Genomic DNA, 26,167 nt, shown 5'->3' with positions numbered 1-26,167 from the left:
ATGTGCAAAATACCTAAAAGTAAGTATGTGCCTTTAGGCCATAAAAAAGGCCGGAGCAATTGCAACCGGCCTTTTTATTTACGGATGATGAGCTAGAGTTATTTGTCCCACCAAACTTTCCCCACCAGCTTATCACCACCTGGAACAGCCGCAGAGGCGCTACGGTAATTGGCCGCATTAGATACGCCTTCTGATAAAGGATAAGGAAAACGGCGTGGAATGGAGCCACCAGTATTGGTATTTGGGTAAACAATTGGTACAAGGGCTGGCAAACCGGTTCTGCGCCAGTTAGACCAGGTTTCGTAAAAATCGAGCATGGTAATGGTATGCGCCCAATATTGCGTGGCAATCATTTCGAGCCCGTTGGCTGCTACATAAGGATGTGCTGTTAAATAAGCAGCTGCATCGCCAGCGCTTACGGCCATGGCCGCATCGTACTGCGACAAGAAAGTGATGGCGGCGGTTACGCCTGCATTGTAATGTGTGGCTGCCGGACCATTGATGCCGTAGCGTTGCGCCGCTTCGGCCCACATCAGTTCGGTTTCGGCATAAGTTAAGATAAAGGTATTGCCATCTTCCTTAATCATGCCTGGATGTGGAGAAGAATAGTCGATAAAAGCGGTAAACGAAGGATCTTGACGTACATCCCTACCGGCAATGCCACTCAGGTCTTTGCCGTTTGGCATTCCCTTTTGGTTGGCTGGCGTGGCATCGTAGGCTGGGTTTTGACCTTTAATGCTTTTGTCGCCATCGGTAAGATACAGCTTGGTTACCGCTACTTTGCCTAATCGAGGATCGGCATTGCTTTTTAGGTAATTAACGAAGGTATTGCTCCACCTTACGTAAAAGTTTTCCTGACCGCCATCCCCCAGCAAGACTTGGCTATTTCTGTTTTTGGTTACACGTCCACCAGAGGCATCATGGTGTACAAAGGCGTTATCGTCGTTGCTGGTCATGGTTTTGCCAATGGCTTTGTTGATGTAGTTTTGGGCCATTGTTGCATCGGCTTTGCTCAATCGCATCGCCATGCGCAGCATCAGGCTGTAGCCAAAACGTTTCCATTTGTTGATATCGCCACCATAAATCAAATCGCCACTGACGGCACCTCCACCGGTAGTTAGTGCCGAGCTGGCCTCGTCCAACTCCTTTAACAGGTCGGCATAAATAGCCTGCTGACTATCGTATTTGGGGTAAAGGTTACCGTTATAATAGCCGCGTCCGGCATCGAAATAAGGGATATCGCCATACAAATCGGTTAGCCTCTCGAAAATAAGCGCTTTCCAAATCCTGCCAACTTGGTAAACATTGTTGTACTGAGGCTTTGTTTTGGTCGATTCGACTAGATCTACAATGTATTTAACCTGATCTGGATAGGCTTTTTCCCAATAGGCCGCGGTGTAGCCTTCGTTGAGCATGTACTTATCGCCTGCCCAATAGCTGATTACCGATGAAAGGCCCTGCATCATGGTTGAGGCATAGATGAGGTTGCCCCTCCAGGTTTCGTAGGCAAAATCGGTGCTTCCGGTATAGGTTAATTGGGCGGTAGACAATAGGTAGTTAGGGTCGTATTTATCTTGTCCAACCGAAACAGGGTCGGTATTGATTTCTTGAAAGTCTTTGGTACAGCTTGCGGTTAAGGCTAATCCAAACACTGAAAGTACTAGATATGATTTTCTGATCGTTTTCATTTTCAATTTTTTTAAAGGATTATAACTTAACACTTAAATTTAGGCCATAGGTGCGCACCGGCGGTACCCCGCCCAATTCCAAGCCTGGGAAAGTGGCATTATAACTCGATTCGGGATCGATATTGTCTGTTCTCTTCATCAAGATAAACAGGTTACGCCCTACAAAACTTAGGTTTAAGCCTTTAATTTTATTGTTGAACATTTTGGCTGGAAAGCTATAGCCGATCATCAGTTGCCTAAACTTGATGAAACTGGCGTCCTGTACAAACTGTTTAGAAACGTTGTTGGCATAGGTACTATAATAAGTAGCCGCATTTACGCCCAAGGCATCCCGGTTTTCGAGTGTAGCCTGATGCAAGCCAAAAACATAGCCATAGTAATCGGTGGCCGAGAATATTTTGCCACCCCATTTGCCATCTATTAAAAACGAAAGGTTAAATCTTTTATACGCGAATTCGTTGTTCCAGCCTGCGGTGTACTTGTTAAAGGCGGAACCGTAAGCCTTGAGATCGCCCCTTTCTGGTGCACCGTTTACGTCTTTAACAATATTGCCACTGGCATCGTACTTAAAGTCGTAGGCCATTACTTGGGCAGCGGCTTTGCCAGCCAGGTTTTGCAAGAAACCCACCCCGGTTCTCGAAGTAGCAATAGGCTGCGATACAGTTCCAGGAGCTAAGGTAAGTACTTTGTTGTCGTTATACGAGCCGTTTAAAGTGGAAGTCCAGCTGAAATCCTTGTTCTTTAAAACTACACCCGATACCAATGCTTCAATACCCCTGTTCCTCAACTCGCCAGAGTTTAGAACCGCACCGCTATAACCTGTAACCGTTGATGTGGTTACATTGATGATTTCGTCTTTGGATTTTTTGTTGTACCAGGTAACATCGAGGTTCAAACGGTCGTTCAAGAAACGCATTTCGGTACCTATTTCCAATTCGTTGGCCTTAGAAGCCTTTAAGCTTGAATTCGGAATGTAAGGATTTACAATATTGCCAATTGGTTTACCATTGATGGTTTCGCTACGCAAATTGTAGTAAAGCTGAGTTTGGAAAGGGTCTGTGGCCTGGCCAACAATAGCATAGCCAGCCCTTATTTTACCGAAGCTTAAAAACGATGGTTTCCAAAGCTCGGTAAATACAAACGAACCGCTTACCGATGGATAGAATACGCTCAGCTTATTGTCTTTTCCGGGCGTAGCCAAAGTAGAGAACCAGTCGCTACGGCCACTTCCGGTTAGATACAGGATATCTTTGTAAGCCAGCTCCAAGGTGCCGTAAACTGATTGTACTTCCTGGTCGCTTTGGGTATAGTTGAGCGCCTTGGTTTTGGTATTGGTGAGTTTGTAAACACCAAATATGGCAAATTCCCCACCCTGATTGGTGGTTTGCGTAATTTTGGTACGCCTAAAGCTGGCGCCTACGTTTGGCGTAATCGAGAAATCGTTTACCTTAAAGCTTTTGCCTATCAAGGCGTCGGCATTCACGTCGGCAAATTTGGTTTGTTGCTCGGTCATGCCTCCCAAAGGGTTATAAGCCGTACCTGAAGGCGTAACCGCAGTATACTGGTCGTTATAAGCATCGCGACCTACCCGGCCTTGCAGGAACAATCCGTTGTCAAAAGTGTATCTGGCATTAAAAGAGCTCAATAAACGTTCTCTTTTGGTGTTATGGATGAACTCGTAGGCGGCAAACCAGGGGTTGGTTGCATAATTGTTGCTGGTGTTGTAAGAAAGTTCGTTGCCATCGGGCTTTTTGCCGGGCTTTAAGTTGTTGATATCAACACTTGTGGGCAAAAAAGTAGCATTGTAGTTGGCATTGCCAGCTCCGTCAGAAACCATGGGCCTGTTTTTGGCTTGTTCGAGAATATAGTTGAAGCGTGCGTCAATCGTCAGGTTTTTAATGGCATCAACTGTTCCGGCCAAGTTAAAACTCTGCCTGTTTAAGCCAGAATTGGGCACTACAGAATTATTGTTGAGGTTACTGGCCGAAATACGCATTACGCCTCCAGTAAACGACTTGTTGAAAGCCAAGGTATTGGTAAAACTGCCTCCCGTGCGATAAAAATTGCTCACGTTATCTTTTTGGGCAACGTAAGGTCGGCTTACCCCATCAAACTGGATCACACTGCTGCCATCGAGCCTTGCGCCCCAACTCGAACCGCCAGTGGTACCAGCATCCAATTGGGTCGACGGTTTTACACCGTTGGCGCCCTGCCCATATACATATTGCCAATTGGTGCGGTCCATTACTTGCTCGGCCACGTAATTGCTGTTAAACTCGATGTTATTGCCCTTGCCACTTTTGGTAGTAATCAGGATGACCCCTGCTTTGGCTCTATAGCCATACAATGCAGAAGCTGCAGCTCCTTTGAGTACCGAAATACTTTCGATGTCGTCGGGGTTTAAGTTTCCAATCGCATCGCCCAAATCGGGAGAATTGTCGTATTGCGTACCATTGTTACCCGAAGGATTAAGATTGTTGATCCCAACCGGCTTGTTTTCCATCGGTACACCGTTAATTACGTACAAAGGCTGACTAGTTTGGTTTAGGCTGGAAACACCCCTGATGGTTACACTGGTGGCCGAACCCGCACCACCGGTACTAGAACTGATGTCTAAACCAGCCACTTTGCCTACCAGCGAATTGGCCACGTTGTTTTCTCGGGCTTGGGTTAAGGTTTCGCCACCAATTTGAGTTACCGAATAGCCCAAGGCCCTACGCTCTCTTTTAATGCCCAATGCAGTTACTACCACTTCGGCCAATTGCTTGGTATCTTCTGCCAATACCACGTCGATGTTGGTTTGTGTGCCCAGCACGATTTCCTTTGATTGGAAACCGGCATACGAAACGACCAAGGTGGCATTTTCGGGAACATTCAGTGCAAATTTGCCGTTCACATCGGTAGAAACCCCCGTAGTGGTTCCTTTTACCCTTACCGATGCCCCTGGCAACGCACCGCCATTGGCATCTTTTACGGTTCCGGTTATGGGGATGTCCTTGTTTCGGCTAATGATGACCAAGCCACCTGCCGAGATGGAATATTTTAAATTCGTTTTGCCTAAAACCGTGGCCAATACATCGGTTACCGGCGTATTGGTTACGGTAATACTGATCATCCTGTTCACAGGCACGTACGACGAGCTGTACACAAAATGGTAGTTGCTCTGCTGTTCGATGATCTGTAATACCTTGGCCAGCTTTGTCTTCTTTACATCGAGCGTTATTTTCTCTTGCGAAAAAACCGATGCAGAAACATTAAGGCAAGTAATGAAAACCACTATACAGGTTAATTTCATTAGCATAATGAATTTAAGGAGCGCTTTATAGCGGGAACGCTCTTGCGGTAAGTAATAAATAATCATATTTTTGTTTTTTTTGGTTGCATAAGTTTTTGGCAGCGATCTGTTTCCGCATAAACTGCCATCGATTTAATCAAAAAGAATTCATAAGGGCGGTGCGCCAACACCGTCCTTTTTTTATTCTATTTGGAAATGATTACCTGGTTTCCCTTGATTTCATATTTAAAATATTCTACTTTTTGTAAAGCCTCTAGGGCTTGGTTCAATGTTTCGTGACTAAATGTTGCCGTAAAGCGGTATTTTTCTACTTCTGGGCTCTTAAACCTGATTTCGATATTGTACCATTTTTCGAGCACAGCCTTGATTTGGTCAAAATCCTGATCGTAAATTTCGATGCGGTTTTGGGTCCAGGCGGTTTCAACAATGGTGCTGTCTTTAATCAATGTATAATGATTGATGGTAATTTCGGGGTGTGGCGCCATCGGTTTCAGCACCTTTGCTTTTTCTTTTGCTGGAAGGGTTCTGTAAACGGTTACTTTTTGGCTCGGCTTTAAAGTAATGATGCCACCCTGTCCATTTAAGGCTTCCATCGTGATGAGGCCACGGATAAGCGTAGCTTCAGAGCTGATTTCGTCGGGGTAAGCTTTGACATTGAAGGCTGTACCCAACACGTTGATGTTGAAATCGGTGGTATACACTTTAAAAGGCTTGTTTTTGTTGTGTATCACATCAAAATACGCTTCGCCTTTCAAAACCACTTCACGGTATTTCTGGTTAAACTCGGCACCAATAGACAAAGAACTTTTGGCATTGAGCAACACGGTAGAACCATCGGGCAAGGTAATTTTTTTGCGTTCGCCACTGCAGGTGGTGAAAATCCTGGCCGTTGCGGTTTGCTTGTTTAGGGAACCTGAGCTTGGCCTAAGGTAAAAATAGCTGCCGCCAGCAATCAGCACAATGGCAGCAGCTACCTTGAGCCAAAGCAATTTCCTGAGCTTAACTGGTTTAATTTCTGGGTTAATTTGAGTTTCCAAAGCCTCTACTTGTTGATTCAGCGCACGTTTGTTACCGCTCAGAATAACATAAAGCCTCTTGGCTTCGGCAATGGTTTGGGCTTGGGCCGGGTGGGCTTTGGTGTATTTTTCCCAATATTCGATGCAAAGCTTGTCTGTTCCGGCACAATATTGCTGAAAAGTGCTGTCTACAAGAAAATCTTCTGCATTGAATTGACTTCTATCGATCATTGTTATCGTCGTTTATATAACAGTGCCGAAAAGTGGTGTTTTTTCCTAAGAGAAATTTAACTTTTTTAACATGAGGAAAATTCGCAGGTCTTTCTCTACGCTTTTAGCTCTTTTCGCAGGATTTTAAGCGCATCATAAATGGTATTATAGGCTGTTTTAACGGTCTGGTTGCTTTGGGTGGCAATGTCTTCGTAGCTCAGGCCATCAAAAAATTTAAGATGGATCAGTTGTTTTTGCCTGAAAGTAAGTTTGGCCAATGCATTTTTCAACTGGTGCTTGATAAGTTCGTCGGTCTGCACTTTTACGATAAACTCTTCATAGCTCATTTCCATCCAATCGCCATCTTCGCCAGCATTGAATAAGGCATCGTTAATTTTACGCTTGCGTTCCATGATGCGCAGCAATTTGCGTTTTAAAAAAGTACGCAAATAGGCCTCTATATTGTCTACGCGACTTAGGGAAGCGTGCTTTTCCCAAATTGTGGTAAAAACCATATCCGTGGCTTCTCCCGCCATATCCGCATCGGCACATACACGAATGCCGAAATTGACCAATGGATAATACAGTGCTTTGTACAAGTCAAAAAAGGCATCTTTATCGCCAGAACGTAACCGTTCCCATAACAGGTGATGCGCTAATTTATTGTCCATCGGGCTGATTTAGTTAACACAATATTAACTAAAATCGGCAAGATTAGTAACATAAAAATTGCTTGGGGCTAAATACTTCTATGCCAGCAAAATGACTGCTTTACTTGTTAAACATTCAGAAATGCAAGCGTTCACTTGATCTTAATGGCCCTAAAAGCCTCCATGTTAAAGCATTGGTTGAAGCATTAACGAATTAAGGAAAGGCTTTACTGGAATCAAATGTTTAACTCTTATTCACCAAAAAAGCCAGTGGTTAAACTGGCTTTTTGTTCTCGATTAAAAAGTTAGGAATTACGCAAATACTTCTTTTTTCTGGGTATTGTCTGGTCGGCCGTTTTTAAAGGCCTCTCTGGTTTTTAATCCTAACAATTCGAACATGGCCATATCCTCGTTAAAAGCCGGATTTGGCGTAGTTAACAATTTATCACCGGCAAAAATTGAATTGGCGCCAGCCATAAAACAGAAAGCCTGTTCTAAAATGCTCATCTCGTTCCTTCCAGCCGAAAGGCGAACAACCGATTTTGGCATCACGATGCGTGCGGTGGCAATCATCCTCACCATATCCCAGATTGGTACGCGCGGCTGATCTTCTAATGGGGTTCCTTTTACGGGTACCAAAGCGTTAACCGGCACCGATTCTGGATGTTTTTCCATATTGGCCAAAGTTTGCAACATGGCAATACGGTCTTCGGTAGTTTCGCCTAAACCAATAATACCACCGCTGCATACCGTTAATTTGGCTTTGCGTACGTTTTTAATGGTGTTTAAACGATCATCGTAAGTTCTGGTAGAGATGATGCGTTTATAATCCTCTTCCGAGGTGTCTAAATTATGGTTGTAGGCATATAAACCTGCGTCGGCCAAGCGTTGAGCCTGACTTTCGGTAAGCATGCCCAAGGTACAGCAAACCTCCATGTCCATGTCGTTTACGGCTTTCACCATTTCTATTACACGGTCGAAATCGCGGTTGTCCCTTACTTCGCGCCAGGCTGCGCCCATACATAAGCGCGAGGCGCCCCCTTCTTTGGCCTTAACCGCGGCCGTTACCACATCCGTAAGTTTCATCAGGGCATGTACATCCACACCTGTGTTGTATCTGGCTGCCTGTGGGCAATAAGAGCAGTCTTCGGCACAACCTCCGGTTTTGATAGAGATCAGCGAGCTGATTTGCACTTCCGAGTAGTCTTTATTCTGACGGTGGACGCTGGCCGCTTCGAAAACCAGGTCTAAAAAAGGTTTATGATAAATCTCAGCTATTTCTTCTTTCGTCCAATCGTGTCTTAATCCTTGCATATATAGGTAATATTTAGAGTAATAATTTGCTTGCTAATCCTAATAAAAGTAAAAATCCGAAAACATCGGTAAAAGTCGTAATAATTATTGAAGAGGCAATGGCTGGATCGATTCCAATGCGTTTTAAAATTAAGGGAATGCCCGAGCCGGTGATTCCGGCAATGATCATATTTCCTGTCATGGCCAAGAAAATCACGACACCCAGCATCAAGCTGTGATCAAAGAAATAGGCAAAAACCAATACAATCAATCCGTTAACCGCTCCATTGATCAAACCAACGGTAAACTCTTTTAAAACAGCACGATAGGCTTGGTTATCGGTCAGGTCGTAAAGCGAAATACGCCTTACGGTTACTGCAAGCGCCTGTGTAGCGGCATTGCCGCCCATACCGGCAATAATGGTCATGTAGGCTGATAAAAGCGGAATGAGGTCGATGGTAGGATCAAAATGCCTGATTACCGCCGATGCCAAAAAGGCGGTACCTAAATTGATGATGAGCCAAGGCAGACGCGATTTTACGGCCTCGATCCAGTTACCGCTCAGTTCCTCATCTTCAGATACACCCGAAATCTTCAAGATGTCTTCGGTATTCTCATCTTCCAAAACATCGATTACATCGTCGAAGGTTACGCGACCCAAAAGCTTCATGTGATCGTCTACTACGGGAATGCTGGTTAGGTTGTACTGTGAAATCAGCCTCGCTACCTCCTCCTGGTCAGTTTCTGCTTTTACATAAACGGCATCTGCATTGACCATTTCGGTAATCTTGGCATTGCCCTTGGCCTTGATGATGTCTTTTAGCGAAACTACGCCCTTAAAGGTATTTTCATCGTCTACCACGTTTACGGTATAAAACTCTTCCATTTCTTCGCTTTGGCGGATAATTTCGTCAATCGCGTCTTTTTTGGTCAGGTTGAGGTTAATGCGAATAACCTGGGTGTTCATCAAACCACCCGCGGTTTCTTCGTCGTAGCTCAATAAGGTCCTGATGCTCGAAGCATCGTGCTCGCTTAGGTCTTCGAGAATTTCCTTTTGTTCGTGCTCTTCGAGCTGCGAAATAATGTCGGTAGCATCGTCGTAATCAAGCTCCTCTACAATTTCGATCCTTTTTTCGGGATGCAGCTGCAGCAAAAGCTCCTCGGGGTGCGACTCTTCGTGCATTTCTGCAATCACCTCCGAAGCGGTTTCTACATCGAGCAAATTGATGATCCTTTGGCGGTCTTCTTTGCTGATGCTTTCAAATAGAATGGCAATTTCAGACGCGTGGTATTCTGCAAGCGTAGCCTTAAGCAGCTCGTTATCACCACCTATAGCCTGCTTGAGCTTGGAAACGTCGGTTTTGTCCAATTCAAATGATTGCATACTAGGGTTTAAAGATAGGCAATAATTTGTTTCTGCAAAGCAGACAAGGGGCATTTAGCATGCTTTTAAAGCGCATTGATCTATTGCTGTAATTTTACTTATCAAGCTTGTTTTACCATTTAAGAATGGTACGACTTAATCTTAAGTTACTTTATAATTTATTAAATAGCCATTTTTTACCGCCCAAGACACCTTATTTCGCCTAAAAATAGTAAGGTTAATACTCAGGCGCTCTTAGCGTTCTTAGGTGGTTAGTCAAAGGTAGCTTATTATATTGCCATGCTTTTTATCGCTTAGGCACCTTAGTCCGCCCGGGAATAGTAACGTTAATCTTAGGTGGTAGTTAAGGTAAATCCACTATCGATTACTTGAACCAACCCTTTCGCCAGAAATAGATGATTTGCAGTATAGCAATCACTACCATGACCACTAGTGCCCACACATAGCCATGTGCCGAATAAAGTTCAGGCATGTTTAACGGCATCACCTTGCCCGTAACCGGATCTTCACGAGAAAAGTTCATGCCATAGATACCTGCAATAAAGGTCAAAGGAATAAAGATGGACGAAATGATCGTCAACACCTTCATAATTTCATTCATGCGGTTGCTGATGATGGAAAGGTACATGTCGATGTTACTCGCCGCAATCTCCTTCATCGATTCAACCATGTCTATAATCTGGATGCAATGATCGTAGGCATCGCGGAAATACATTTTGATCTGCTCGTCTATATACTGGCTATCGGTACGCAAAATATCGTTCATTTTATCACGTTCTGGCCAGACCACGCGCCGCAAGGTAATGAGGTTACGCTTGATAAGCTGCGTATCGTACATGATGGTTTTGTCGGGCTTGTCGAGCAAACGGTCTTCAATCGCATCCAGTTCCTCGTTCCATACGCCGAGTACCGAAAAGTAATTGTCAACAATCATGTCCATCAGCGCATACATCAAGTAGCTGCTGCCTCCTATCCTGATATTTCCTTTGCCCAGGTCGAGGCGTTTGCGCACCGGGTCTAAGCAATCCTCGTAGCGGTCTTGGAAAGTGAAAAGTGCATTTTTGGTCAAGATAAAAGAAACCTGTTCATTTTCCAATGCGCCTTCGGTATCCAAACAAAGCATCCGACTGATCGAAAAAATATAATCATCATACTCTTCAAATTTCGGCCTTTGGTAGGTACGCGTAATATCCTCTAAAATCAGTTTGTTAATGTTCAGCTCCCTAGCCAAGGTTTCGAAAAGCTCAACCGAATTGAAACCTTTCACTTCGATCCAAAAATTGAAATCCTTGTTATCGGTACGTGCCTTTATGCCGTTGAGGCTGTGCAGCTCTTCTACCTTATAGGTTTGTTGGTTATAGGTATAAAGCAAGATTTTAGGCTTAAGCGAATTCTCATCTATGTAAATCAAACCCGGACTCGAACCTGGAGTTGGCAAGGCGTAATGGCTTTTTTTGCGCGACTTGTGTTTTGTATTTCTTCCCATTGGCTAAAAATAGGTCTTGCTTTGTGGCCCCTGACTAAACAACAGGTCTACCATGCTCAAGTTAGGCATAAATTCGTTCCTGTCGCTAAACACCTGAAAATAGCTTTTTGTTTCCTGCAGAGGCACCTCTTTTTTAGACATCCGGTTCCTGTAGTCGATCAATCCAGGCCACTCCTTTTCATAGCTTTGGCTTTCAGTAATGGCCGCCTCTATTTTCAGTTGTTTGCACAGCCACTGCAGCAGCTCAAGATTATAATCGTACAAAAAATCAAATTTGCGCTCGTAAAATGGACGTAAGCCATCTTCATAAAACTCGAAATAAGCCGAACTGCGGTAACAGTTTTGCAAACTGAGCCAGTGCAGGCGTTGCCAGCGCGTATCGTAACTTATTTTTACGTCCTTTAAGGCAGTATGTACCTTTGCGCCTTTAACAACCGGAATAATAAGGTCTAAAGTACCATCAGGCGATGCGATACTGGCTCTGTTGCGATAGGTCTGCTTTGGAAAATGTTCCTGTTTTTCGAGCACAAAATTGAAATCATGCGCTTTTAAGGCAGAAAAATAACCAACCGGGGGAAGATAAAATAGCGGAAATATAGCTGAACTTTGCATCTGATAATTTATGTTTGCATTCTAGAATCCCCAAATTTACAATTATAAAAGGCTTTTTGCATACGGCCTGTTCTTTTGGAGACAAGATAAGAAGATTGAAGCATATGGAACCAAGTGTAGCTGTGGTGATTCTTAACTGGAATGGCCGAGCGCTTTTAGAACGTTTTTTGCCCAGTGTGGTTCAGACCGAATACCCCAATTTACAGCTTATTGTTGGCGACAATGCCTCTACCGATGATTCGGTGGCTTTTGTGCGCGAGCATTATCCACAGGTTTCCGTGCTCACCAACGAGCAGAACCATGGCTTTGCCGGTGGCTATAATCGTATCCTTTCGCGCGTAAATGCCGATTACTATGTGCTGCTCAATTCGGATGTTGAAGTACCTCAAAACTGGATCAAACCCGTAATAGACCTCATGCAAAGCGACCAAACCATTGGCGCTGCACAGCCAAAAATCAAATGGGCCACGCAAAAAGATCAGTTCGAATATGCCGGTGCGGCAGGCGGCTTTGTAGACGCCCATGTATTTCCGTTTTGCCGGGGTCGTATTTTTGACCAAGTAGAAACAGATCATGGCCAATATGATGAAAATCTTGAAGTTTTTTGGGCCAGTGGCGCCGCCTTTTTTATCAAAAAATCGGTATGGCAAGAAGCAGGCGGCTTGGATGTAGACCTCTTTGCCCACATGGAAGAAATAGATCTTTGCTGGCGACTGAAAAACCTGGGCTACAAGGTAATGTGCTGTGCCGGTGCCGAGGTTTACCATTTGGGAGGCGGTACGCTCAGCGCCAACAATCCTTTCAAAACCTATCTCAATTTCAGGAACAATCTCATGATCATGCAGAAGAACCTGCCCAAAGCCGAAGCCTACCGACGTATTTTTATACGTTTATGGTACGATTTAGCTGCTTGGCTACAGTTTCTCTTGAAGGGAAAGCCCAAATTTACCCTGGCCATTAGCAAGGCCCATTTTCATTTCTTTAGGCAACTCGGCCAAACGGCACGCAAGAGGGGTGCTAAGCAATTAGGTCTGAAACAGCATCAAGGGGTTTACAAGGGCAGTATCGTTTGGGCTTATTTTGTGCACAAAGTGAGAAAATTTAGCGAACTCAACTTAAAGAACTCATCACTTTAAAGCTGTTCTTTAATGGTTTTTTCGATCCAATGTATGGTATTGGGCGCCAAACCGACGGTACTGAACTTAACAAGACCGTCTTTGCCTATAATCACGTGGGTTGGATAAGCGGTTACACCGTATTTGGTGGCATAGTACCTGCCATCGTCAACTACGTTATAATTGAAAGGCGAAGTTTTTAGGAATTGTTTCAAACTGTATTTGTCATCGAGGGCAATCGCCAAAAAAACAATGTCTTTATTGTCTTGGTATTGCTTCACCAATTCGTTCAGTTCGGGTATTTCCTGTTTGCAGGGCGGACAGTTGATGAACCAAAAATTAATGACATAAATTTTGCCTTCTATCTTTCTCAGATCGAATTTGTTGCCGTTTATATCAGTTATTTTTTCGCCTCTGAATTTCTCCCCTTCGTTAAAGCTATCGCTGGCCCTGGGCTTGCCCATACTGGTGGCCATTGCTTTGCGACGCTCCAAGGCTTTGGCCTTTTCATCTTCAGTCATTTGGTACACTAAATATTCCTGGCTGCCACTTTTAGCAGGCCTTAATGAGTATTCTCCGCTCTGCACAAGTTTTTGCCAGATTTTATAAGGCAAAATTGTCCCTGAACCATCTTTAACTATCGTATTTTGGTCAATTCGGTTGCTCGTTGTGTGACTTGGAGCTTGTGTGAAGCCTTTAAGCGACAGGCCTAAAAGCAAAAGCATTAAATATTTTTTCATCAGCAGTTATTTTAAAAAGCTTTCTAACGCCAAGCGGTAGCCATCTAAACCAAAACCGGTTAACACACCCTTACAGTTTTTGCCGGTTAAAGAAACATGTCGAAACTCTTCGCGGGCATAGATATTGGAAATATGAACCTCTACAACTGGTGTTTTAATACCGGCAATGGCGTCGGCAATGGCTACCGAAGTGTGGGTATAGGCCCCACCGTTAATGATAATGCCATCGTAAGAAAAGCCAACTTCGTGCAGTTTGTTGATCAATTCCCCTTCCACATTGCTTTGGTAATAGGCAATCTCGATGATGCTGTATTGCTCGCGCAACTGTTCCAAATATTCGTCAAACGACTGGCTGCCATAAATTCCTGGTTCACGCAGGCCCAGCAGGTTAAGGTTGGGGCCATTAATAATTTGTATCTTCATGCCTAATATTATGTAACATTGCAATGTTATAAAAAAAACTCCATAATCTGAATGAGCATACAGCCCTATCTCAAAGGTTTTAACGATTATTTAAGGTTAGAGCGTTCGCTTGCTGCAAATTCTATAGAAGCCTATCAGGGCGACATCCAGAAGCTTTGCCAATATTACGATGCCATTGGTCGAGAATTGCTGTTAAAAGAAGTGCAGCTGGATGATTTGAGGAACTTTATCACCTGGCTTAACGATTTAGGCATGCAAGCCACTACCCAGGCCAGGGTTATATCGGGTATCAAGTCTTTTTTTGGCTATCTACTGCAGGAAGAAATCATCGTCGAAGATCCCTCGGTACTGATAGAGGCTCCCAAACTGAGCAGAAAGCTGCCCGACACGCTCAATATACACGAAATCAATAAGTTGATCGGTTGCATAGATGCCTCCAAACCTGAGGGGATACGAAGCAAAGCGATTATTGAACTCCTATATGGTTGTGGCTTAAGGGTGAGCGAGTTAACTTCACTTCGGATTTCGAATATCTTTCCGCAGACGGAGTTTATCAAGGTGCTTGGAAAAGGCGACAAAGAGCGCTTGGTTCCTATTGGGTCAACAGCCTTAAAGTTATTGGAAATTTACATTAACGAATGCCGTGTTCATTTGGATATCAAAAAGGGAAATGAGGATTTTGTATTCCTGAACCGTTCGGGTAGCAGCTTATCGCGGATTTCTGTATTCAAGTTGCTCAAATCGCTGGCAGTGGCGGCCAATATCCGTAAAAATATCAGTCCGCATACCCTGAGACATTCTTTTGCTACGCATTTAATTGAAGGGGGCGCCGATTTAAGGGCGGTACAAGAAATGTTGGGCCATGCCAGCATCACCACCACCGAAATCTATACCCACTTAGACCGCGATTACCTGAAAACCGTCATCACGCAGTTTCATCCGAGATCGTAAATTAAAAAGCTAAAGCCTGCTGCAAACCATTCGATCCTTGCCTTGCATATCTTTTCTTAATTCAATGTTTTTAAATCCTTTATGATTTAGTAAATCAACTGTTTCTTGACCTAAATGCTCATTGATCTCGAAAAACAGCAACCCTCCCTGCCCTAAATTCAATAAGGCAAAATTGGCGATGGCTTCGTAAAAAACCAATGGTTTTTCGTTGCTCACAAACAGTGCGCGATGCGGCTCATTGGCCAGCACGTTTTGATGCATGCCTTCTTTTTCGGTTTGGGTAATGTAAGGCGGATTGCTTACAATAATGGCATAAGGCTCCTGCAGTTTGGTATGCTGCATTTGGAGAATGTCTTGCCACTTAAACTCCACTTCAACCCTGTTCAATTCTGCATTTTCCTGTGCTATAGCCAAGCTTGATGCCGCCATGTCCAATCCCGTAACATCAAATTGAGGCAAGTGCTTTTTCAAAGCTATGGCGATGCAGCCACTTCCGGTTCCAATATCGAGCAGGCGTTTATGGCCACTGGCCAACGGCGAATTATGGACGGTTTGAATAACCCAATCTACCAACTCTTCGGTTTCCGGCCTCGGAATAAGCACTTCAGGATTTACTTTAAAAGAAAGCCCAAAGAAATGGGCCTCGCCAAAAATGTATTGAATGGGCTTGCCAGTAACCAATTCGGCTAACAAGCCTTCAAACTTTGCCAAATCGCTGGTAGTTAATGTTTCTTCCTTCCTAAGCAGGTAAGCATGGTGTTTGATGTGCAGTAATTGCGCTAAAGCCATCAGGAAAAGAGCCTGGCTTTCCGCGTCATCGTACAAGGCACTTAGTTCCGAATTAAATTTGATTGCCAGTTCTTTAAGCTTCATTCGGGCAAAAATAGCTAAACGTTATTACAAAATACAATCAGAATAAATTAGGCAACAATGACTGATTTGTCGGCCAATCGACTATTTTTGCAGTGATGAACGACGAATTTTACATGCAGCGTTGCTTGGAATTGGCTGTTATGGGTATGGGACAGGTTAGTCCTAATCCTATGGTGGGCTGTGTGATTGTTCATCAAAACCAAATCATTGGCGAAGGCTATCACCAGAAATTTGGCGAAGCCCATGCCGAAGTTAATGCCATTAACGACGTATTTAAGCGCCACGCCGATTCGGCTCCGCTCCTGCTCAAAAATGCTACGGCCTATGTCAGCCTCGAGCCTTGTGCGCATTTTGGCAAAACGCCACCCTGTGCCGACCTTTTGGTTAAGCATCAGCTCAAAAAAGTAGTGATTGGCAGTGCCGATCCTTTTGCAGGGGTAAACGGCAAGGGGATTGAAAAGCTAAAAGCTGGTGGTGTACAGGTACAAACCGGTGTTTTAGAGGCGCAATGCAAGCAGCTGAACCGTCGTTTTTTGACTAGGATAAAAGCACAGCGTCCGTTTATCATCCTCAAATGGGCCCAGACTGCCAATGGCTATTTCGCGCCAGCAAATGGCGGACAAGCCTGGATCTCGGGGCCATTGGCCAACCAGCTAAACCATGTATGGCGTACCGAAGAAGATGCCATTTTGGTGGGCAAGCAAACTGCGCTGAACGATAACCCACGTTTAACGGCCAGAAATGTATCTGGCAAAAATCCGGTGCGTATCCTCATCGATAGAAACCTGGAGGTGCCAAATTCACACCATCTTTATGACGAGGCCTCTAAAGCCATTATTTTTAACGAGGTAAAAACTGATGTGCAAAACAATGTCCATTTTGTACAAATGGAAGATATGTCGTTTTATTTGGCACAAAAAATAGCCTTCCAGCTTTACCTGATGGATATCCAATCGGTCATTATCGAGGGGGGCGCACAGATCCTAAACCAGTTCATCGCAGCCAATCTTTGGGACGAAGCCAGAATATTTACTTCGCAAACCACGTGGCCAAATGGTATATTAGCACCTGCTATTGCCGGAACACTGGTTTCGGAAACAGCTATGGGAACCGACGTACTTAAAATTTACACACTTTCATAAAACATGATTTATTTAGCGCTAAGCATTATTTGCAGTGTTACCGTGGGCGTATTGCTCAAAATGGCTAAACGTTACGAAATTAATGTCATGCAGGCCGTAACCTGGAACTACTTATTTGCCATTGTGCTCAGTGCTGTATTTTTCAAGCCGAATTTGGGCGATGTGAGCTTGGCCCACATTTCGTGGGTATTCCCGGCCTTGGGTATTTTACTGCCTTCCATTTTTTTGTTTCAAGGTATTGCCGTTAGGCAGGCCGGCTTGGCCCGTACTGATATTGCCCAGCGTTTGTCGCTGTTTATTTCGCTATGCGCGGCTTATTTCCTATTCAACGATAGTTTTGACCGCTTGAAATACGTGGGCCTTATTTTCGGCTTTGTGGCTATTGTCTTTACCATGTACCGCAAATCTGAAGGTGTTTCGTCGAAAAAATCGTGGCTGTACCTGTTGCTCGTTTTTGTGGGTTTTGGCGTAATAGACGTGTTGCTGAAACTGGTAAGCCAAATTACGGTAATGCCCTTTACCACTTCGCTTTTTGTGATATTCTGCATCTGCTTTGTATTGTCTTTGGCTTATATCCTGTATTTGGCATCGATTAAAAAGACCAAGCTGCAACTGGTCAACTTTATTTGTGGCTGCGTGCTTGGCTTTTTCAATTTTGGCAATATCCTTTTCTACCTGAAAGCCCATCAAGCCATGTCGGCAAATCCATCTACGGTTTTTGCTACCATGAATATGGGTGTCATTATAGCCGGAAGCTTTATTGGCATTGTATTGTTTAAGGAAAGATTAACCAAGCTCAATTACCTGGGACTGGTTTTAGCATTGGCCGCTATTATTCTGATTACTTTATCCAAGCTGCATGCTGTTTGATGATACCTACCAAACCATAAAGGGCCCCGCCGAAGGAATTTTTCGCGACAAAGGCAGCAAATTCATCGCCTATGCCTACCCTTTTAAAAACGAAGCCGAGCTGAAGCCCGTGTTAAGCAAGTTGAGGGCCGAGCATGCCAAGGCCAGGCATTTTTGTTGGGCTTTTCGTTTGGGCCAAGACCGTAATGTATTTAAGCTAAACGATGATGGCGAACCTTCGGGTACAGCAGGCCGTCCGATCCTCAATTCGTTGCTTTCGGCCGATGTAACCAATATCCTCATGGTAGTAGTCCGCTATTTTGGGGGCACTTTATTGGGTGTTCCTGGCCTGATCAATGCCTACAAATCGGCCTCGGTTGAAGCCTTGCAGGCCAGTGAGATCGTTACCCAAACCGTAAACGACATTTACGAAGCCGAATTCGACTACCTCGAAATGAACCCGGTGATGCGCATCATGAAAGAAGAAGAACTGCAACTATTGGCGCAAAACTTCGACCTGAAATGCGTATTGCGCTTCGAAGTGCGAAAAACCAACCTTAATTTGGTACTGGGCAAGCTGGAAAAGGTAAACGGATTAAAAGTAAAATATCTCTATACGATTTAATATTTCAAATTATGGTTAAATTGCTATATTGTTTATGATGGTGAAGCGAAGCACCAGCCATGCGCAAATCAAGCAATACTGCAATCGAACGATATAAACAATTGAACACATGCAAAAACTATCAGAGGCCGATTTGATCATTAATCCCGACGGCAGCATTTATCATTTGAATTTATTGCCCGAAGATATTGCCGATACGGTAATTACCGTTGGCGATTTGGACCGTGTACCCGAAATCAGCAAGCATTTTGATTCGATAGAGCTTAAAAAAGGCAAAAGAGAATTTATTACCCATACCGGTTATATTGGCAAAAAACGCATAACGGTAATCTCTACGGGCATCGGAACCGATAATATCGATATTGTTTTTAACGAATTGGATGCCCTGGTTAATATCGATTTTGCAACCAGAACCATCAAAGACGAATTAAAATCACTGGATATTATCCGGATCGGTACTTCTGGAGCTATCCAGCCCGATATCCCAATGGGCACCATACTGGTCTCGTCATACGGTTTGGGTTTCGATGCTTTGATGAATTATTACATCCATCAGGTATCAGGCGAAGAACACAGCTTATTGGAAAGTATCAAAACGCATTTTTCGCATATCAGAAGCATTCATCCTTACCTCACTGCAGCCAACGACACCCTGCTGCAAACCATTGGAAAAGACATGGTACAGGGCATTACCATTACCGCTCCAGGCTTTTATGCGCCCCAAGGCAGGCAGGTCAGGGCCAAAAATGCAGTGCCCGATTTCATCAGTCAGCTCAACAGCTTTGCACAGGGCAAACACCGCATCACCAACCTCGAAATGGAAACAGCAGGTATTTATGCCTTGGCCAAAACACTCGGACATCAAGCATTGTCGGTCAATGCCATTCTGGCTAGTCGCGTAAAGTTTGAGTTTAGCAGCCAGCCCGAAAAAATCGTAGAGAAAGCCATTAAAACCGTTTTAGAAAGACTAGCCTAAATGCAACGGGTCAGAGACTTTATTTTAAGCTTTATCGACTTCTTTTATCCGCCATTCAGGAGGCTGATTGGGATTCAAACGTTCAGATATGCCTTTTGTGGTGGCAGCAATGCCCTGCTCAACCTGCTGGTTTTCTCGGTCAGCTACAATTTTCTCTTTACAGATAAAGTGATCTATGTACTGGGCTTTGCCATATCGAGGTACATCGCAGCCTATCTGCTGGCTCTTTCCATTAGCTTTCCAATAGGTTTTTGCCTCAATAAATATGTAGTGTTTCAATCCTCCAACCTATTGGGACACGTACAGTTTGTACGCTATGCCAGCCTCACGGTAACCAATATCTTTCTCGATTATTTCCTCTTGCACTTATTGGTAGGTTACTTCGGATTTTGGGCAACGCCATCACAGGCAATCATCATCGTGGTGCTTTCTTTGTTCAGCTATTTTTGCCAAACCTATTTTTCGTTCAAAACGGTCAGGAAAGAGGCTTGATTTTCTTGACAAAATCGGCTATGGTACTACTTTTATAGCCTTTTTTGTTTACCCAGGCTAATAATTTATCCATTCTTGCAATCATTTGCGGACCTGAATTTTTACTTACATAGCCAGGAAATCCAAATTTCTGCTTATCGTTTAACGACGTAAATTCCCATGGATGAAAGTAGATGTTTACATAACCATCTTTCTGATAGGCCCTGCGCAACAAATGCTTGTATAGCCAAAGCGGGAAATTATGAAAAGACAGCCAAAACAGCGGAATACGAAACATCGGGCTAACTGATGCCGGCAGCTGCCATACGCCTTCTTTCTCAAAATAAGTCCTCGAAACACCCAAGTTATTGTACCTTCCCGGCAAATAAGTGGGATTGATGGAACTGTTGTACAAATAGCCCGCTTTGGCAATTTCCTGCTCGTCAACCGGCATCATCCTGGGCATCCGGAAGCCTGCTATAGGCAAGCCCGAGAGTTCTTCCAATTGCTGTTTGGCCAAGGCCAGGTCTTCGGTGGCAAACTTAGAATGGTAATAACTATGGGAGGCCAATTCATGGCCCTCCCTTTTAATACGTTCGATAATTTCGGGTGCATGTAGAGCAAATACGGCCGTTGAGAAGAAAGTAGCCGTTACCTGATGCTTCTTTAAAAGATCGAGGATTTGGTGCGAGCCCTCAACCGAAATACTGATTTGCGCTTCGAAAGCTATGGATTTTCCATATTCGAAAGCCATATCGAACTCTTCGATGTCAAAACTGATCAAAAACACTAGAGTATCCCTTCTATATTAGTTGAACGGATAATGTAATTCGGCCTGTTTTTGGTCTGCATAAACATTTTGCCAATGTAAATGCCGATAATACCCAGGATGATGAGCTGCAATCCGCCAAAAAAGGCAACAGTCATGATGAGCGATGCCCAGCCACTAACTGGTTTGCCCACGTAAAATGCATAAAGAACATACGGAACGTAAAGTACCGACATGAGCGAGAAAAAGAATCCCAGATAGGCGGCTGTATGCAAAGGCTTGGTGCTGAGCGAGGTTACGCCTTGTATAGCCAGCTTACGCATTTTGCTGACGTTGTATTTGCTGGCTCCGGCAAAACGGGCTTCCGGAATATAATCTATCGGACATTGTCTAAATCCTAACCATTTAACCAATCCCCTGATAAACAAATCATTCTCTTTAAAATCCCTGAAAATTTTGACGGCCTTTTTGTCTAACAGCCTAAAATCGGCCGTACCAGGCTCAATTTCGATGTCGGAAAGCGAATTGAGCAGCCTGTAGAAATAATAAGAGGTTTTACGCTTCTTAAACGGCAGTGTCTTGTCTTCCTTTCGGCGGGTGTATACAATGTCGTAGCCTTCTTCCCACTTTTGGAGCATTTGCCTGAACAATTCCGGCGGGTGTTGCAGATCTGCATCCAACGAAATTACGCAGTCGCCATTGGCATAGTCCAAACCAGCCTTTAATGCGGGCTGATGTCCAAAATTTCTCGAAAACTCAACGTAAAAGAAATTGTCTTTTGCCTTAGCCAGGTTTTCGATCACTTCCAGTGTCTTATCCGTACCCCCGTCGTCTACTACCAGGATTTCGAACCTGTAGGGCAAGGTGTCGAATACTTTCTCTATCCTGTCTACAATAACGATGATGTTCTCTTCCTCATTGTGGGCCGGGATAACGATTGAAACAAGTTTATTCATGTGTGTGTTGTATGGGTTTTAACTTAAATTTCTCTACTATCAGTTGGTAGATGATAGCCAGCCAGATGAGTATGCAAGGCAACGCCTTTAGAGAATACGGCTTTACGTAAGTCTCTTTCAGGTACCTTGGAAACAAATCGGATGGTGATAAACTGGTTAATACAAAGGCAAATATGAATAGAATAATAACAATCGGTTTGAGTGGCCTTTCTTGTATTACAAACCAAACCGCAACTCCGGTAAAGGCTACAATATAGGTAGGTGATTCTGAAGAATTGCTGAAGATGACCGCAAAAATGAGTGTAGAGGCTAAAATCAGGAGCCTAAATACTTCATTTTTATAATATTTGATGCGCAGATAAGGCAGGCCAAAGAGGAAAAGCCCCCCTAAGATAAAAGGCAAGTTGGGCAAGCTGGCATGGCCGCTGATCCGACGAGCCATACCCATTACGGAAATATCCTGCATAGAATTGAGCGAGGCGTTGAGGTGTTGTTTTTCGCTCAGCGAAACGAACCAGTCGTGGTAGCATTGCAGAATGTAAGCCGGCGAAAAAAACAGCATAGGCGCTACAAACATCACTATGGCCCAAAAGATACAGTACAATATAAATTTGGGTTTTTGTTTGGCAAAAAAGAAGAAGGCTAAGCCCACAATGCCGTAAAGCTTTACGAAAGTGCCCAGCATAATCACAAAAGCCGCCCAAAAATTCTTGCCCTGAACAATAAATACATAAGCCAGCACAATAATGGCCGTAATGGAAATATTGAACTGCAGGCCGAACATGGCTGTCAAGAGCTCGTGGGTAATGATCCAAAAAACCAAATTCACCTTGTTTTTGCCTATGGGCAGTTGCGAAATGGCGAAAAACAAAAAGCCAATATTGGCCAATTGCCAAAGCAACATGCCCAAATAGTCGGGCAATTGTGCAAAAGGAGCAATAACCAAGCTGAAAAAAGGTCCGTAATGGTTCGAATCCTGGTACTGATTAAAATAGAAATCGTATAATGGTAATCTTTCTACCGCATGCAGGTAAACATATTTAAAAATCAGGTAGTTGTTGTTGGTAGGCTGAAATGCTTGTTTGATTGATACGGCCAACGCCAATGCTACCCAGATGGCAAATATAAAGTTCTGGTTGTTGAATAAATTGCATAAACTTGCCTTTAAGCGCAAATTGCTTTGCATCAGCGATTTCGTCACAATAGGTTATATTTGGTGTGTTAATAATTGTTCATTATTTTAACAAATATATAACTTAAATAACATTGCTGTTACAAAACAATAAATATTTTTAAACACTTACTTAAAGCGCGATTTCTTCGGTAACCAGTTCCTTGCCACTCGTATCTAAATACGTTACCGTACCAACGTTCAGGTCGATAATCCACTTTTCTACACCGGCTGAAGCAGCTTGCCTGCAGAAGGTCTGGTAATCGCTTTGGCCTTGCTGATGTGTTTTCAGAGCTTGCTGCAAGGCTTCTTTGTCTGATTCTTCTTCAATCAGCAGGTTTTCATAAGCTGGGCCACTTTCAATGCTCTCCTCTCCTTCGCCAAAATAAATAGCCATGCCATTCATTACATAAACATCGTTTCTCCGTACGCCCATTGCTTTGAGGGCTTTTGCAAATTGAGGGAAATCGGCGCCGGTAGCCACTTTGCTGGCTGCCTGCTCAATGGCATCTAAGGTAAACATCTTTATAAAGGTTGAGGTTAAATTGGGGTTAATTCATTACGGCATGAAGGCCAGTATAGTTAGGCAACAACAAAAAACGCGAATGGTTTGATTTAAGTACCAACTTTATAAATGGTAACTTGGCTATAAACTTCATCCGGCCTCAGCAAGGTTGAAGGAAACTGTGGCAGGTTAATGCCATTTGGGTGGTGCTGTGTTTCCACGCAAAAAGCATCAAACTCCTTATAATCCTGATTTCCTTTTCCGTTTTTTACATTAAGGTATTTGGCTGTATACAAATGTGCTACAGGTTCGGTGGTATAAATGCTTAAGGTAAGTCCGCTGTTGGCTTCGCTGGTTTTGCTGGCTAATGTCAGTTCGCCATAGGTTTTATCCAACACATAAGTCTGGTCATAGCCTTCTTCGGCATTCCAGTTCTGCCCTATGATTTTGCCTTTTCTAAAATCGTGATAAGTGCCCTCAACCGGTATCAATTTGCCGGTTACTACATAGTTGCTGTCTTGTTCCAAATAGTTGGAGGCATTCATTTGGTGCAGGTGCTCCGTAACTTGCCCTAAAGTGGGCGACAAGTTGAAATAGCTATGATGGGTCAGGTTAATCGGTGTAGCTTCGTCTGTATCGGCCTGGTAGGTCAAGATCAGTTCGTTGTTGTTGGTCAATTCGAAAGTAAGCTGAACGGCCAAATCGCCGGGAAAATTCTCTTCGCCATCTAAGCTGAAATACTGGAATGTAACGCTGGCATTCGGTTCTTCGCTCGTAGAAACAATATCCCATACCTTTTTGTCGAAGCCCTTGAAGCCACCATGCAGGCAATCTTCGCCATTGGTTTTGGCCAATTGGTAATCGACACCATCGATATTGAATTTTCCGTTTTTGATGCGATTGGCATAACGCCCGATAATAGCCCCCAAATAAGGGTAGTTTGCCAAATATTCGTCATTTACGTACTGGTCAAAATGGTCAAAGCCCAACACAATATCCTGCATTTCGCCTTTGGCGTTCTGTACTATAAATTTGCTGATGATGGTGCCATAATTATAGATGCTCACCAGGGTGCCTTTGTCATTGTACAGTTCAACTGCAATCACTTCTTTTTCATCAATAATTTTACCCGTGTGTATTTGCTTTATTTTCATAAGTTGTATCTTAGGTGCTCAGCTAAAATACAATTTAAAATATAACTCTACCAAGAACTAAAACATGAAAAACCAATTAACCGAAGTATTTAACCAACATTATCAACAAGATCCAGCTGCTGCGTATTTTGCCCCTGGCCGGGTGAACTTAATTGGCGAACATATCGACTATAACGGAGGCCTGGTGATGCCTTGTGCCATTACGGCCGGAACCTGGTTGCTCCTGGCACCAAACAACGAGGGCATGATCCGTTTTAAAAGCGTAAACTTTAAAGACGAAAGCAGCTTTCCCCTGCAAAACAGCTATGAAAAAACGGGTGGAGAATGGTACAATTATCCTTTAGGAATTATTAACGAGCTTCAAGATCAGGATTGGAAGCTGACTACAGGCCTCGATCTGCTTTATTATGGCAATATTCCTATCGGCTCTGGCCTTTCGTCGTCGGCTTCTATCGAGGTACTTACCGCCTATGCCCTGAACGATTATTACCAATTGGGCCATGATAAACTCGAACTGGTTAAGCTTTCCAAAAAAGTAGAAAACGAATTTATAGGCGTTAATTCTGGTATTATGGACCAGTTTGCCATTGCCTTTGGCGAAGCCAACAAGGCTTTGGTGCTGAATTGCGATACCTTAAAATACAAAGTAGTAGATTGTCAGCTTGGCGACTATATTTTAGCCATCATCAACACCAATAAAACCCGCGAACTTTCTGAATCGAAATACAACGAGCGCGTTGCCGAATGCCAGGAAGCTTTGAAGGCACTGCAGCAAGAAATCAACATCAATTACCTGTGTGAACTCAATGCCGAAAAATTTGCCTTGCATAGCCACCTGATTGCGAATGATACCGTATTGAAAAGAGCAACCCACGTGGTCAGGGAAAATGATCGTGTGCACTCGGCGGCCAAGGCGCTCAATGCAGGCGAACTTGAAGAGTTTGGCCGCCTGATGTATGCTTCGCACCAATCGCTAAAAGAGCTGTATGAAGTTACCGGAAAAGAACTGGATGCCGTGGTTGATTTTTGCAAAACCTACGAGCATGTGATTGGCGCACGCATGACCGGTGCCGGATTTGGCGGCTGTGCCATTGCTTTGCTTAAAAAAGGTTATGAAGAGGATTTCGCAAAACACTTAACCGAAGATTACGTCACTAAAATTGGCTATCCGGCTGCAATTTATGTGCATGCCATTGGCGATGGCGTAAAAACCCTGGCTGTTCCGGTTAATTAATTTCCAGTAGATTCTCTTCAAAACAACTAGGTTTTTCTAAGTTTGTACATGCGAAAACTGAAACTCGACGAATTGAACCGTGTAGGCGTACAGGAATTCAAGGAACAGGAAAAACTGCCTGTAGTAGTAGTATTGGATAATGTGCGAAGCATGCACAACGTAGGCTCGGTATTCAGAACGGCAGATGGCTTTGCCATCGAAAAGGTAGTATTATGTGGCATTACGGCACAACCTCCGCATCGCGAAATCGAAAAAACGGCCTTGGGCGCCACCGATTCTGTCGATTGGATCCATTTTGCAGATACCTTAACGGCCATTGGCAGCTTAAAGGCACATGGTTATGAAATTATAGCCATCGAACAGGCAGAAAACAGCACCATGCTCAATGTTTTTAAACCTGATGTGAATAAAAAATATGCATTGATTTTTGGGAACGAAGTCAATGGCGTAAGTGACGAAGCTATGAAAAAAATTGATTCTTGCATAGAAATACCACAATTTGGCACAAAGCACTCTTTTAATATTGTGATTTCTGCCGGCATAGTGCTTTGGGATTTTTTTGCCAAACTCAGATTGTAG

At 43.8% G+C, this 26,167-nt stretch carries 25 protein-coding genes; 9 read left to right on the top strand and 16 right to left on the bottom strand.

The window, feature by feature from the left end; genetic code table 11:
* Positions 1-98 precede the first annotated feature (98 nt).
* From JHD69_RS09340 to JHD69_RS09305, 8 genes are all read right to left on the bottom strand, one after another.
* Positions 99-1,688, bottom strand: coding sequence for a SusD/RagB family nutrient-binding outer membrane lipoprotein (locus JHD69_RS09340; RefSeq protein ID WP_233165815.1), 1,590 nt, complete (start codon positions 1,686-1,688; stop codon positions 99-101).
* Between the two features lie 19 nt (positions 1,689-1,707).
* Positions 1,708-4,983: a SusC/RagA family TonB-linked outer membrane protein gene (locus JHD69_RS09335; RefSeq protein WP_233165813.1), complete on the bottom strand. Its 3,276-nt coding sequence runs from the start codon at positions 4,981-4,983 to the stop codon at positions 1,708-1,710.
* Between the two features lie 185 nt (positions 4,984-5,168).
* Entirely contained in the window at positions 5,169-6,230 is a 1,062-nt protein-coding gene (locus tag JHD69_RS09330; RefSeq protein WP_199139622.1) for a FecR family protein, read from the bottom strand.
* 95 nt (positions 6,231-6,325) lie between these two features.
* Positions 6,326-6,880 carry an RNA polymerase sigma factor gene (locus JHD69_RS09325; RefSeq protein WP_199139620.1) on the bottom strand — a complete coding sequence of 185 codons (555 nt, stop codon included), beginning with the start codon at positions 6,878-6,880 and terminating at the stop codon, positions 6,326-6,328.
* Between the two features lie 291 nt (positions 6,881-7,171).
* A complete protein-coding gene (gene bioB, locus JHD69_RS09320; protein WP_199139618.1) occupies positions 7,172-8,173 on the bottom strand; it encodes a biotin synthase BioB in 1,002 nt (333 codons plus the stop codon).
* Positions 8,174-8,186: 13 nt separating this feature from the next.
* Positions 8,187-9,536, bottom strand: a complete 1,350-nt coding sequence (gene mgtE / locus JHD69_RS09315) for a magnesium transporter (RefSeq protein WP_199139615.1) — start codon at positions 9,534-9,536, stop codon at positions 8,187-8,189.
* Between the two features lie 364 nt (positions 9,537-9,900).
* Entirely contained in the window at positions 9,901-11,022 is a 1,122-nt protein-coding gene (gene corA, locus JHD69_RS09310) for a magnesium/cobalt transporter CorA (RefSeq protein ID WP_199139613.1), read from the bottom strand.
* A 3-nt stretch (positions 11,023-11,025) separates the two neighbouring features.
* Positions 11,026-11,634: a WbqC family protein gene (locus JHD69_RS09305; RefSeq protein ID WP_199139611.1), complete on the bottom strand. Its 609-nt coding sequence runs from the start codon at positions 11,632-11,634 to the stop codon at positions 11,026-11,028.
* Positions 11,635-11,738: 104 nt separating this feature from the next.
* Between JHD69_RS09305 and JHD69_RS09300 the strand changes: the two genes are divergently transcribed.
* On the top strand, positions 11,739-12,770 hold the full coding sequence (locus JHD69_RS09300; RefSeq protein WP_199139609.1) for a glycosyltransferase family 2 protein: 1,032 nt from the start codon (positions 11,739-11,741) through the stop codon (positions 12,768-12,770).
* Here JHD69_RS09300 and JHD69_RS09295 read toward each other — a convergent pair.
* Entirely contained in the window at positions 12,767-13,489 is a 723-nt protein-coding gene (locus JHD69_RS09295; RefSeq protein WP_199139607.1) for a TlpA family protein disulfide reductase, read from the bottom strand. The genes JHD69_RS09300 and JHD69_RS09295 overlap by 4 nt on opposite strands.
* Positions 13,490-13,495: 6 nt before the next feature.
* On the bottom strand, positions 13,496-13,912 hold the full coding sequence (gene aroQ / locus JHD69_RS09290) for a type II 3-dehydroquinate dehydratase (protein WP_199139605.1): 417 nt from the start codon (positions 13,910-13,912) through the stop codon (positions 13,496-13,498).
* Positions 13,913-13,963: 51 nt separating this feature from the next.
* Here aroQ and xerD point away from each other — a divergent pair, with 51 nt between their 5' ends.
* A complete protein-coding gene (gene xerD / locus JHD69_RS09285; RefSeq protein ID WP_199139603.1) occupies positions 13,964-14,863 on the top strand; it encodes a site-specific tyrosine recombinase XerD in 900 nt (299 codons plus the stop codon).
* 9 nt (positions 14,864-14,872) lie between these two features.
* On the opposite strand, the gene prmC is transcribed toward xerD, so the two are convergent.
* Positions 14,873-15,736 carry a peptide chain release factor N(5)-glutamine methyltransferase gene (prmC, locus tag JHD69_RS09280; protein ID WP_199139601.1) on the bottom strand — a complete coding sequence of 288 codons (864 nt, stop codon included), beginning with the start codon at positions 15,734-15,736 and terminating at the stop codon, positions 14,873-14,875.
* 95 nt (positions 15,737-15,831) lie between these two features.
* On the opposite strand from prmC, the gene ribD reads away from it, so the two are divergent.
* The 5 genes from ribD to JHD69_RS09255 all read left to right on the top strand — a co-directional run bounded on the left by ribD (position 15,832) and on the right by JHD69_RS09255 (position 19,820).
* The gene (gene ribD / locus JHD69_RS09275; RefSeq protein ID WP_199139599.1) at positions 15,832-16,878 is read left to right on the top strand and encodes a bifunctional diaminohydroxyphosphoribosylaminopyrimidine deaminase/5-amino-6-(5-phosphoribosylamino)uracil reductase RibD; all 1,047 of its coding nucleotides are present in this window, start codon (positions 15,832-15,834) and stop codon (positions 16,876-16,878) included.
* A gap of 3 nt (positions 16,879-16,881) precedes the next feature.
* Complete coding sequence (locus JHD69_RS09270; protein ID WP_199139597.1) at positions 16,882-17,748, top strand: DMT family transporter; 867 nt, start codon at positions 16,882-16,884, stop codon at positions 17,746-17,748.
* The gene (locus JHD69_RS09265; protein WP_199139595.1) at positions 17,738-18,352 is read left to right on the top strand and encodes an IMPACT family protein; all 615 of its coding nucleotides are present in this window, start codon (positions 17,738-17,740) and stop codon (positions 18,350-18,352) included. Before JHD69_RS09270 ends, JHD69_RS09265 begins: the two co-directional genes overlap by 11 nt.
* Before the next feature lie 109 nt (positions 18,353-18,461).
* Entirely contained in the window at positions 18,462-19,328 is an 867-nt protein-coding gene (locus JHD69_RS09260) for a nucleoside phosphorylase (protein ID WP_199139593.1), read from the top strand.
* Positions 19,329-19,820, top strand: a complete 492-nt coding sequence (locus tag JHD69_RS09255) for a GtrA family protein (protein ID WP_199139590.1) — start codon at positions 19,329-19,331, stop codon at positions 19,818-19,820. It abuts the gene before it with no gap.
* Here the strand turns inward: JHD69_RS09255 and JHD69_RS09250 are convergent.
* The 5 genes from JHD69_RS09250 to JHD69_RS09230 form a co-directional block, all read right to left on the bottom strand.
* On the bottom strand, positions 19,804-20,589 hold the full coding sequence (locus tag JHD69_RS09250) for a polysaccharide deacetylase family protein (protein WP_199139588.1): 786 nt from the start codon (positions 20,587-20,589) through the stop codon (positions 19,804-19,806). The two genes, JHD69_RS09255 and JHD69_RS09250, sit on opposite strands and share 17 nt — an antisense overlap.
* Positions 20,589-21,524: a glycosyltransferase family 2 protein gene (locus tag JHD69_RS09245; RefSeq protein ID WP_199139586.1), complete on the bottom strand. Its 936-nt coding sequence runs from the start codon at positions 21,522-21,524 to the stop codon at positions 20,589-20,591. The genes JHD69_RS09250 and JHD69_RS09245 overlap by 1 nt, the downstream gene beginning before the upstream one ends.
* Positions 21,517-22,725, bottom strand: coding sequence for a glycosyltransferase family 87 protein (locus JHD69_RS09240; RefSeq protein WP_199139584.1), 1,209 nt, complete (start codon positions 22,723-22,725; stop codon positions 21,517-21,519). The genes JHD69_RS09245 and JHD69_RS09240 overlap by 8 nt, the downstream gene beginning before the upstream one ends.
* A gap of 103 nt (positions 22,726-22,828) precedes the next feature.
* Entirely contained in the window at positions 22,829-23,218 is a 390-nt protein-coding gene (locus tag JHD69_RS09235; protein WP_199139582.1) for a DUF1398 domain-containing protein, read from the bottom strand.
* A gap of 92 nt (positions 23,219-23,310) precedes the next feature.
* Positions 23,311-24,354, bottom strand: a complete 1,044-nt coding sequence (locus JHD69_RS09230) for an aldose epimerase family protein (protein WP_199139581.1) — start codon at positions 24,352-24,354, stop codon at positions 23,311-23,313.
* Between the two features lie 64 nt (positions 24,355-24,418).
* Here JHD69_RS09230 and JHD69_RS09225 point away from each other — a divergent pair, with 64 nt between their 5' ends.
* Positions 24,419-25,588, top strand: a complete 1,170-nt coding sequence (locus JHD69_RS09225; RefSeq protein WP_199139579.1) for a galactokinase — start codon at positions 24,419-24,421, stop codon at positions 25,586-25,588.
* Between the two features lie 48 nt (positions 25,589-25,636).
* Complete coding sequence (locus JHD69_RS09220; protein ID WP_199139577.1) at positions 25,637-26,167, top strand: RNA methyltransferase; 531 nt, start codon at positions 25,637-25,639, stop codon at positions 26,165-26,167.

This window comes from Pedobacter sp. ASV12 (assembly GCF_016429155.1).
Taxonomy (GTDB): Bacteria; Bacteroidota; Bacteroidia; order Sphingobacteriales; family Sphingobacteriaceae; genus Pedobacter.
Note: the sequence above shows the minus strand (reverse complement) of the source record. Positions and strands in the feature narration are given on the sequence as shown.